Source organism: Oleiphilus sp. HI0080 (genome assembly GCF_001635135.1).
Map to the genome: position 1 here is coordinate 1 of NZ_LWFU01000417.1, position 10214 is coordinate 10214.

A 10214-nucleotide genomic window follows, 5' to 3' on the forward strand; every position below is an offset into this window, starting at 1 on the left:
TCGGCCAAACTCTCACCGCCAAGCTTCTCGATGGAACACGTATCGAGGGTAAGCTGAGCTACATATCCAGCTATGCCGATCCTGCCACACGCACATTCCGCGTCGAAGCGAATGCAAAACCGGCGGCAAACATGCGGCTTGGACAAAGCGCCTCTGTCGGACTTACCCTTGGCGAACTGCAAGCGCACAAGGTGTCGTCTTCTGTACTCTCGCTTGCGGCAGATGGCAGCATCTTCGTCAATGCAGTGGATGACAACAATCAAGTGGTTCGCCACGAGGTAGAGATCATCAAAAACGACAGTGATGGCGTTTGGTTATCCGGCTTACCTGAGCAGCTGCGACTCATTGTAGTAGGCCAAGCCTTTGTCGCTGAAGGTCAAACCGTCGAAGTGAGCATCGAGGGTGATGCATGATTGCCAAAACAGACCTCAGCGCTACCAGCTCCTCGGACGATCATAAACCCAATATCGTCGACTGGGCGATTCGACGACGCCGTGCCGCGCTGCTAATCCTATTTTTCTTATTAATCGCCGGCATTCAGTCCTATAACACGATCCCGAAAGAGTCAGAGCCAGACATCCCCATTCCCTATATTTATGTATCAATGGGCTATGAGGGTATCTCGCCCGAAGATGCCGAGCGTCTCCTCGTTCGCCCAATGGAGAAAGAGCTTAAGTCCATTGAGGGCATCAAAGAAATGAGCGCGGTTGCGAGCGAAGGTCATGCCTCGGTCACATTAGAATTCGATGCTGGCTTTGATGGCGATGCAGCCTTACAGGATGTTCGAGAGAAAGTAGATCGCGCAAAATCGAAGCTACCTGAGGGCAGCGATGATCCAACCGTCAACGAAATTAATGTTGCCCTCTTCCCAGTAATGAGCATGAGCCTTGGCGGGCCGTTACCAGAGCGCAATCTGCTCGCCATTGCGCGCGATTTGCGCGATGACATCGAAGCACTAGCCGGCGTGTTAGAAGTCGACATCGGTGGTGATCGCGAAGAGCTGCTAGAAGTGGTGGTTGATCCATTGGTGCTTGAAACCTATGGCATCAACTTTGAAAGCGTCTTATCGATTGTTTCTCGAAATAATCGATTGGTCGCCGCTGGAGCGATCGATAATGGTTCGGGCCGTCAAATTCTAAAGGTCTCGGGTATTATTGAAGACCTCGATGACATTATGTCGATGCCCATCAAGATCGAGAACGATACAGTCGTCGCCTTTCGAGACGTTGCGACTGTGCGGCGTACCTTCAAAGATCCAGGCGGTTTCGCACGCGTAAATGGCGAGCCAGCGCTCACCCTTGAAGTCAAAAAGCGCCTCGGCGCCAATATCATCCAGGTCATCGATGACATAAAAGCGATTGTGGCTGAGAAGAAACAATATTGGCCAGAAACACTAGAGCACAACATCATTTTCGATAAGTCGAAAGACATTATCACCATGCTCGAAGATCTACAGAATAATGTCATAAGTGCCATTATCATGGTCATGATTGTGATCGTCGGTGCCCTTGGCGTCCGCTCATCCATTCTCGTTGGCATTGCGATCCCCGCTTCATTTTTAAGCAGCATGTTGATTATCAACGCCATGGGTTTAACACTGAATATTGTCGTGCTGTTCAGTTTGATTCTGGTGGTGGGCATGCTGGTTGATGGCGCGATCGTTGTTACTGAACTCGCTTCTCGAAATCAGGAAGCCGGGCTGAGCCCCGCGCGTGCCTTTTCAAAAGCGTCTCGACGTATGGCATGGCCGATCATCGCCTCCACGGCAACAACGCTTGCGGTATTCGTGCCGTTGATTGCTTGGCCAGGCGTCGTCGGCGAGTTTATGAAGTTTCTGCCCATCACGGTGATTATTTGTTTATGTGCGTCTCTCGTCGTCGCGCTTATATTCTTACCGGTTCTCGGTGCTGGACTTGGCGGTAGTAAGGCCGTGAAGGAAAGCGATCAAGCAGAGAACGCCTTTACCAAGGCATATTCTCATCTGCTGCGTTCCATGCTTCGACGACCCGCTCTCACCCTGTTTGCCAATATCGCCATTGTTGTGGTGATCATGTTCGCCTACGGTTCATTTGGGAAAGGCGTTGAGTTTTTTCCGGAAGTCGAGCCAGAGAGCGCCAAAGTGTTGGTATATGCGCGTGGTGATTTATCCGTCTTTGAGAAAGACGCTATTCTGCGAGAAGTGGAACAATTCTTTTATGGTATGCCGGAATTGGAATCTGTTTACGCCCGCTCATTCAACCAGCCTGATGGACAACTCACAGAAGATGTTATTGGCACCGTCGACTTCCAATTTATCGATTGGGATGAACGACGACCTGCTAGCGCTATTTTGGCCGAAATGGCAGAAATGACGAAATCTATTCCCGGCGTAAAATTAGAGTTTCGCAAGGCTGAAAACGGCCCATCAGGTGGAAAGCCAATTCAAATTCAGGTATCTGCGATCTATCCCGAACACATTGATGAAACAATAGATCTGCTGCGCGCGCACATGTCCAAGATTGGCGGCTTTAAAAATATCGAAGACGATCGTGCCTTGCCAGGTATTGAATGGCAAGTCGAAGTGAACCGTGAAGATGCGGCACGCGCCGGTGCGGACATCGTCTTAATCGGCACCGCGATTCAACTGCTCACAAATGGTGTAAAGGTCGCCGAATATAGACCTGACGACACCGATGAGGAAGTTGACATCAATATCCGTTTTCCAAATGACAAACGTACTTTGGAGTCACTACAAGGTTTTCGAATTCAAACGAGCGTCGGCATGGTCCCTCTTGGGAACTTCGTCTCTCTTGAGGCCGCACCTAAAACGGGCACCATCAAACGAGCGGATGGCAAGCGCGCCATTACCTTGCAATCAGATGTTGAAGAAGGCCTGCTGCCAACAGACAAAATTGAAGCGCTTTTTGCATCGGTCGAAGGCGAGACATTCAAGCCAGATGTTCGCTTAAAACTAAAAGGCGAGCAGCAGGATCAACAAGAGACCATGACGTTTTTGCTAACGGCATTCATTTTGGCGATCTTCTTGATGCTGCTCATTCTGGTTATTCAATTCAACAGTTTTTATCAAAGCTTTTTAGTACTTAGCGCGATTGTTTTTTCAACCTTTGGCGTACTGCTCGGCCTTTTGATTACCGCCCAACCCTTTGGGGTGGTCATGGTTGGCTTGGGCATTATTGCGCTGGCCGGTATCGTCGTAAATAACAACATCGTGTTGATCGACACCTACAACTCCTACCTGAAAGACGGTTATTCTGCATTTGACGCCGCGCTCGCAACCGGAGAGATTCGTCTACGACCTGTATTGCTCACGGCGGGCACAACAATTCTTGGCTTAATTCCAATGGTACTCGCCATGAATATTGATTTTATTGGTCGCGAAGTAAGCTTCGGTGCGCCATCAACACAGTGGTGGAGACAACTATCAAGCGCCATTGCGGGGGGCTTGGGTTTTGCTACGGTGCTGACCCTGTTGTTGACGCCCTCGTTATTGGTATTGGGCGCGAACACCAGCGCTTGGTGGAGAAACAAACGCGGCAAAACGATCAGTTCTGACTAAACTTCTTTACGACGTTCGCGCCAGTAATCAATCGGCTGCGAGTGATGCATCGTAGAATCAAGCGAATTGTTCAAATATGGAAAATAGCCAAGGAGACTGTATGAATAGCGAAGCGAATACTTCGACCCCAGCAATGCAACATACCGCAGAGGCTTTTCCGGATAAGGATCGCATTCAGATTGGTATCAGTAGCTGCCTACTCGGTGAACAGGTCCGCTTTGATACTGGACATAAACATCACTCTTACATTACGAAGACGCTTGGCGAGTTCTTTACCTTTCGGCCTTTTTGCCCTGAAATGGCCATTGGACTAGGCACCCCACGAGAAACAATTCGACTGGTTGAGGCCGAAGACGGCATTCGTGCGGTCGGTACCAAAACCGAAGGCCACGACGTCACTGAGCGGCTGCGAGATAACGCCGAGCAGCAAGCGCATTGGCATCAAGAACTATGTGGCTACATTCTAAAAAAAGACTCTCCGAGTTGCGGCATGGAGAGAGTGAAGGTTTATAAAAAGAACATGCCCGAGCGGATTGGTGCCGGTCTATACGCCGAAGTTCTGCTGCGCAATTTTCCCAATTTGCCGGTCGAAGAAGAGGGCCGCTTGGGCGATCCAGTGCTTCGAGAGAACTTCATCAAGCGCGTTTATGCTTACCGTGATTGGTTAGACCTCATTGAAAATGGGCTCACGATGAAGGCACTGACGGAATTCCATTCCGCCTACAAATACGCTCTTTTAAGTCACGATCAAGATCGAACGCGTGCGCTCGGTACCATGCTTGGTAACGGAAACAAAACCAAAGTGGAGTCGCTTTCAGAGTGCTACTTTGTCGAAATGATGAGAATTCTGAAGATCCGCGCAACACGTAAAAATCACGTTAACGTACTGCAACACCTGCAGGGCTTTCTTAAAAATGATATCGATAAAGAAGATAAGGCAGAGCTTGTCGAAACGATCTTGCAATATCGGGAAGGATTAGTGCCACTGATCGTTCCGATCGTCCTAATGCGACATCACTTTCGCCGCCACCCCAAGCCCTTCGTCAACAACTGCAAGTACCTCGCCCCTCACCCTTCGGAGTTGACGCTACTAAACACCTTGTAGCGAGGCGTTTTTGAAAGAAAGTCTAACTGCCGCCTTAGATCATAGAGCTGCGCATCACTTGCTGGCGATGTGCAGCTCTATAATAGGCAACGCCTAGAGCAAGCGCGATAAAGCCCTCAATCTCTGCCATTAGCCACGCGCCGACATGGCCCAAGGCCTCGGGATAGATAATAAAACTGATCAAACGGGTTCCAATCAGCGTCAGCGAAAAAACCAAGGCAAAAAAAAGTGTCGCCTCCTGAAATCCTTCTTTGAAAGACCCCAACAGCATCGCGATGCCAAGACCCAACTGAATACCACCGTAAACCGTAAAGAACTCTGCTGTTGCCGCCACGCCGGTCATCTCATAGCCAACATAGCTCGCCGCCAAGTCCGGTCGAATCAAACACCAAAGCCCGCTAAGAAGATAAAGTCCTGCAACGATCCTTAAAATCAACATAAGCGTTCTCCTAGCTGGCCGAAGCCGCTTCTATGCGCTTGAGAGCGAGAAAGCGGGCCTTTTCATCGTAAAAATATTGAATGACCGCGACAGCATTTCCATCACCATCAGAAAGAGCGATATTCGTTAACCCTTCATAACGCATAAGCAAACGTGACTCTCGGTCGTATTCCAGAAAAATCGGATCGACCAGCAAGCCTATAACCCAAGAGCTCGGCTTGATCTGAAAACGCACTCGCTCACTGGTTTGAGCAACAACGCTAAGTTCAAACTCGATGGTGGATCCGCGCGTAATAGCGAGAAAATCGAATTCGTGTTCATCTCCTGAAAGCAGGCTATCCCAACGCTTCACGAGCAGGCGATCGAACCCACCATCGACAACAAACGAAGCGTCGTTCTTCAAGGAAATCCTGTCCTCTTTGAGCATCTCGGATCGATCTGTTTTGAGAACAAACATGCCCTCTCTATATTCTGAGCCATAACGCAAGGCCGCATTCTGATATTGGAAATCTAAGGTTGGGGCTGTTTGGCTCGCCTCAAAATCAAGGCTCTTACTCGCGATGAGCGATCCATCCGCAGCCACGTAGCGCACTTCGCTACTAAGATACTCGCCTTCGGAATCAAGTGAAATGGCGTGCTCCTCGCTATATAGCAGCGCCCCCGTTTCTATGTCAGTGGCTTTACCAACAAAGCTGAATTGTTGCGCATTTACAGATAAGGCGAGAGAGAAAGCACACGCAAAGAAAATAAAATTAAGTAGAGACTTAAAGCTAAAATATCGCATCAATCATTCCTGGGTACTTGACTGTACTGTACTAGAAATACGCAAGACGGAGTAACACGGTTTACTTAAGACAGTATGGAACGATCCCGGTGGGCTAATCGCTCTGAAGGCAAAGCCCAAGCGAGCCTTGTCTCTGCTGTTGTTTGATCGCAAGCAACACCACACTGGCGACAACAAACCACAACCCAGCAATAAAGGGGATCGACGAATCAGGAAAGTCGAGCGCACCAAGCTTCCGCCCTGCGATGTAAGAGAGCGCACCACCGATAGAAAAGAAAGCGAGCAAAACGACGGGCGAGCGCAGCAGCCAAGACAGAGAGATAGGCAAGCATGTCACAAAGCCAAGCCACATGTAACAGAGCCACAGGGGGATCAGTTCCATAACCATGACATTACCAGCGTTGAACTGATAGATGCCAAAAACACCAAAAATACTATCGGCCATCATCCCTAGCGCGGCCAATGCAATACACGCGAGGCGTACTTTTGCCCTTCTTTCGGCGTAAAGAAAGTGCCCCAAATGGACGAAAAGCAACGGAAGCGCATACAACCAACCGGACAATATCGCGGTAAACCAAAGTGCCTGAAAGGTCACGGCATTGATAATCTTATGCGTCATAATACTCGACTTATCATTCATTTGGCGCGCAATGCATCCTCTCTAACAGATGGCGAACTAAGCGACTATTTCGCCTCTAAATGCCGGTTTGGCGTACAATAAATGCGAAACGCCAATTGAGCGCTCGGCAAAACCACCTTCACAATAACACAAATAAAATTCCCACATTCTCTGGAAAGTCTCACTGTAGCCTAGCTTACTGATCGCCTTAGACTCTCGTTTACAGACCTCGTTCCACATATGCAACGTGCGTGCATAGTGCTCAGCAAAATCCTGATGAGAAACCAAGCGAAGATCTGAGCTATCGCGCATTGCAGAAGACAACGCAGTCAAAGACGGAATACAGCTGCCAGGAAAAATATAACGCTGAATAAAATCAACATCCCGCTTAGCGCGCTCATATCTCTGATCGGTAATGGTAATCGCCTGAATCAGCATCAAACCGTCCGGCTTGAGAAGACGTGAACAGGTCTCATAGTAGGTGTTATAAAACTTCCACCCAACCGCTTCGATCATTTCTATGGACACCAGCTTATCGAACTGCCCTTCCAACTTTCGATAGTCCTCAAGTAGCAAGGTGATTTTGTCTTCGAGCCCCGCCTCCTTGACGCGCTGGCAAGCCAAGTCATATTGCTGACGTGAAATAGTGGTCGTGGTGACCTTGCACCCATAGTTTTGTGCTGCATAGATTGCAAAGCCGCCCCACCCCGTTCCGATCTCGACAACGTGGTCAGTTTTGCTCAATTGGAGTTTTTCACAAATCGTACGCAGCTTGTTTAACGAGCCTTCTTCCAAGCTTGCATCTTCACTCGGAAACAACGCAGACGAATACATCATGGTTGGGTCTAAAAAGGTCTTGAAAAAATCATTCCCCAAATCATAGTGCGCAGCGATGTTTCGCTTTGAGCCCTTCACCGTATTTTGGTTCAGGCGATGCATCACCTTCAGAACAGGTTTAGAGAGTTTAGCGAGCCCGCCCTCCATACCATCCAACACGTCCATGTTGCGGACCATTAAACGCATCAACGCCGCTAAATCGGGACTCGTCCAATCACCCGTCATGTAACTTTCCGCTGCACCGATGCTTCCACCCGTCAAAATATCTACGTAGCAGGCACGATCAACAATATTCAACTCACCATAAATATCGCTGCCCTCGTTCGAGCCAAATACGTGCCTAACTCCACCATCAATAATGACAAGCTGGCCATACTCTAGACTCTCGAGTTGTTTAAAAACGGCTTTTTTGGCCAAGCTCTGAAAACTGGAACCCTGGCTTGTTGGAAGAGTGGTTGTTTGACTATTCATAGTGTGTTCCTGCTTTCTCATTCGCTAAGTTTGTATCAGCGCTGGATAAGGATGGATGATCATAAAACGGGCTACGCTTGAGCCACAATTTCAAGGCCTGCCAGTAAATGCCGAAGACGACTTTCAGGGTCATAAACGGCTGTTTGAGGATGACGGATGCAGCCGCGGCAACAGGCACACGTTGCATACCTAGCGTGGCATCAAAATGTTTCTCAATGGCAGAACGATCGTGCGCTGCCTTACTCATGGTGTTCTCCATGTGAACAGCAAGCTTTTCAGATGGCTGCTTGAACACCCAGTTATATTCCATATTCATGGGGTTAAACGGTGATACATGGAACGCTTTATCAAAGTCAAAGCGTTTTGCATCCTCACGCAGGTGTGTCACGTTGAGCGCTGCATTGTCTGCGCTTTGATATACGTCGGTATCGCGTTCACTCTTAGAGATAAAGGGCAAAACATATGCGTGCCGTTCACCCCATGGCGTATTCGTAATCTCTGCCAGTACGGCAAGCAACTCATCGTGCTCGTCAAAGCAATAATAAAAACTCACCGGATTGAATATCAGATTAAAGTAGCGGATGTGCGTCAATACACGAACCGATTTAATCGGTTCGTGTGGAACATCGTTGCGTGTAAAAAACGATGTGACGGACGCGATAACCGCTTGTTTCAGGTCCTGCTCTTTGTCACCGAAGTAATCCTCCCTGACAAAGCGAAACGGAGCCCAGCGGCGAAAACTGAAAAAACGACTTTCTTGAACGAGAGCGTCTAGTTCATCCAGATCCAAAAACCACATGAACATGTCATATTTAAAATCGTTCGAGACCGGCGTAAAGCGACGATGGCGAATTGACCCTTTGTAGAGACAACTGTGTTTTACCCCCGTCGAAGCCGTCATTACAGAGTGATTCCAAATAATTGCGCCACTCGCAAGGCACTATTCACGCCATCTTCGTGAAACCCGTTGAACCAATACGCCCCACAGTAATGCGTTCGGTTGTGCCCGCTAATCTCTCCATGTCGTGCTTGCGCAGCAACGCCATCTTGAGTAAATACTGGATGCGCATAATTAAAACGCTCGATTACCTTGCTCTCGTCGATTTCAGTGCTGCGATTAAGCGTCACCAAAAAGGTCTCCGGAGCATCTTCAAAGCTCTGTAAGATGTTCATGTTGTAGGTGACCATCGCATGCTCACTCCGGCGCTGTGGAATATGGTAGTTCCAAGCAGCCCAAGCTAATTTGCGCTTTGGCATCAAGCGTTCATCGGTATGCAAAACCACCTCGTTTTCCTGATACGGTATCGCCCCCAACACCTCATGTTCTAAAGCTGTCGGCTCTGCAAGCATCTTGAGGGCCTGGTCACTGTGGCACGCCATCACAACCTGATCGAATTCTTCATCGCCATTCTTTGTACGTAACACGACCTTGTTATTACTTCGTATCACTTTCTGAACGGGAGTATTTAAACGAATGCGCTCTTCAAAAGGCTTGATTAGTTCAGAAACGTAGGCACTCGAGCCGTCCGACAGAACCCGCCAAGTTGGGCGGTCATCAACGCTAAGCATGCCATGGTTGTTGAAAAAACGTAGAAAGAACTCAAGCGGAAAATTCATCATCACATCGGTGGATGCAGACCAAATCGCTGCCCCCATCGGGATGATGTAGTAGTCTCGAAAACCCTTAGAGTAGCCGTTCGCCTCTATGTAATCACCGAGGGTCATACTCAAGTCGTCGCCCCGATTCAACGCCGCAACCGTTTCTTTGTTGAACCGTAGGATGTCTTTCACCATTCTAAAAAACGATGGGCGAAACAGGTTCACGCGCTGAGCAAATAAGGTGTTGATACTTGTGCCGTTGTATTCCAACCCGCTGTTTTCATCATGCACGCTAAAGCTCATGTCCGACTCTTGCGTTTGCACACCGAGCTGCGACATCAACTTAATAAAGTTTGGGTAAGTCCAATCGTTATACACGATGAACCCAGTATTCACCGGAAAACGGCGGCCACCANGCTCTATATGTTTGGTGTGGGTATGGCCACCCAAGTAATCATTCGCTTCAAACACCGTGACTTCATGACGGCGGCTTAAAAGGTAGGCCGTCGTGAGGCCCGAAATACCGGAACCAATGACGGCGATTTTTTGTGACGACTGAACTTCGGTCATCATGCTTTTGAACTTCCTTTAGATTCTGTGATCATTTGTGATTCATGACGGGACATTTTGCCTAATAACGCAAAACGGAGTTTGCTCGGCAGTTTAGACACTGCCTTCAACGCCCAAATAAACATGCGAGGGAACGCAATGTCGAATGTCCCTTTATCGATACCCTTGGCGATGATCTCGGCAGCGTCTTCACTTGAAACAATAAAGGGCATGTCAAAGTCGTTTTTCTCTGTT

Annotated in this window: 8 protein-coding genes and 2 pseudogenes; 3 read left to right on the forward strand and 7 right to left on the reverse strand. The window is 48.7% G+C overall.

All coding sequences use genetic code 11. The features are described from left to right. From A3751_RS22695 to A3751_RS07795, 3 genes and pseudogenes are all read left to right on the forward strand, one after another. Nucleotides 1–413, forward strand: a pseudogene (locus tag A3751_RS22695) (efflux RND transporter periplasmic adaptor subunit); the annotation flags it as partial. Beyond that, nucleotides 410–3556: an efflux RND transporter permease subunit gene (locus A3751_RS07790; RefSeq protein ID WP_068454026.1), complete on the forward strand. Its 3147-nt coding sequence runs from the start codon at nucleotides 410–412 to the stop codon at nucleotides 3554–3556. The pseudogene A3751_RS22695 and the gene A3751_RS07790, both read left to right, overlap by 4 nt. A gap of 100 nt (nucleotides 3557–3656) precedes the next feature. Further along, nucleotides 3657–4661 (forward strand): DUF523 and DUF1722 domain-containing protein, encoded by a 1005-nt coding sequence (locus tag A3751_RS07795; RefSeq protein ID WP_197466229.1) that lies wholly within the window; start codon nucleotides 3657–3659, stop codon nucleotides 4659–4661. A 34-nt stretch (nucleotides 4662–4695) separates the two neighbouring features. Here A3751_RS07795 and A3751_RS07800 read toward each other — a convergent pair whose 3' ends face one another. The 7 genes and pseudogenes from A3751_RS07800 to A3751_RS07830 all read right to left on the reverse strand — a co-directional run. After that, nucleotides 4696–5100: a hypothetical protein gene (locus A3751_RS07800; RefSeq protein ID WP_068454027.1), complete on the reverse strand. Its 405-nt coding sequence runs from the start codon at nucleotides 5098–5100 to the stop codon at nucleotides 4696–4698. A gap of 10 nt (nucleotides 5101–5110) precedes the next feature. Further along, nucleotides 5111–5884, reverse strand: a complete 774-nt coding sequence (locus A3751_RS07805) for a hypothetical protein (RefSeq protein WP_068454029.1) — start codon at nucleotides 5882–5884, stop codon at nucleotides 5111–5113. A gap of 94 nt (nucleotides 5885–5978) precedes the next feature. Continuing rightward, nucleotides 5979–6503, reverse strand: coding sequence for a DUF2878 domain-containing protein (locus tag A3751_RS07810; protein WP_197466230.1), 525 nt, complete (start codon nucleotides 6501–6503; stop codon nucleotides 5979–5981). A 57-nt stretch (nucleotides 6504–6560) separates the two neighbouring features. Continuing rightward, complete coding sequence (locus tag A3751_RS07815) at nucleotides 6561–7811, reverse strand: cyclopropane-fatty-acyl-phospholipid synthase family protein (RefSeq protein WP_068454033.1); 1251 nt, start codon at nucleotides 7809–7811, stop codon at nucleotides 6561–6563. Continuing rightward, nucleotides 7804–8712 carry a DUF1365 domain-containing protein gene (locus A3751_RS07820; RefSeq protein WP_068454035.1) on the reverse strand — a complete coding sequence of 303 codons (909 nt, stop codon included), beginning with the start codon at nucleotides 8710–8712 and terminating at the stop codon, nucleotides 7804–7806. Before A3751_RS07820 ends, A3751_RS07815 begins: the two co-directional genes overlap by 8 nt. After that, the gene (locus A3751_RS07825) at nucleotides 8712–9983 is read right to left on the reverse strand and encodes an NAD(P)/FAD-dependent oxidoreductase (protein WP_068454037.1); all 1272 of its coding nucleotides are present in this window, start codon (nucleotides 9981–9983) and stop codon (nucleotides 8712–8714) included. The genes A3751_RS07820 and A3751_RS07825 overlap by 1 nt, the downstream gene beginning before the upstream one ends. Further along, nucleotides 9980–10214: pseudogene (locus A3751_RS07830) on the reverse strand (hypothetical protein); the annotation flags it as partial. The pseudogene A3751_RS07830 and the gene A3751_RS07825, both read right to left, overlap by 4 nt.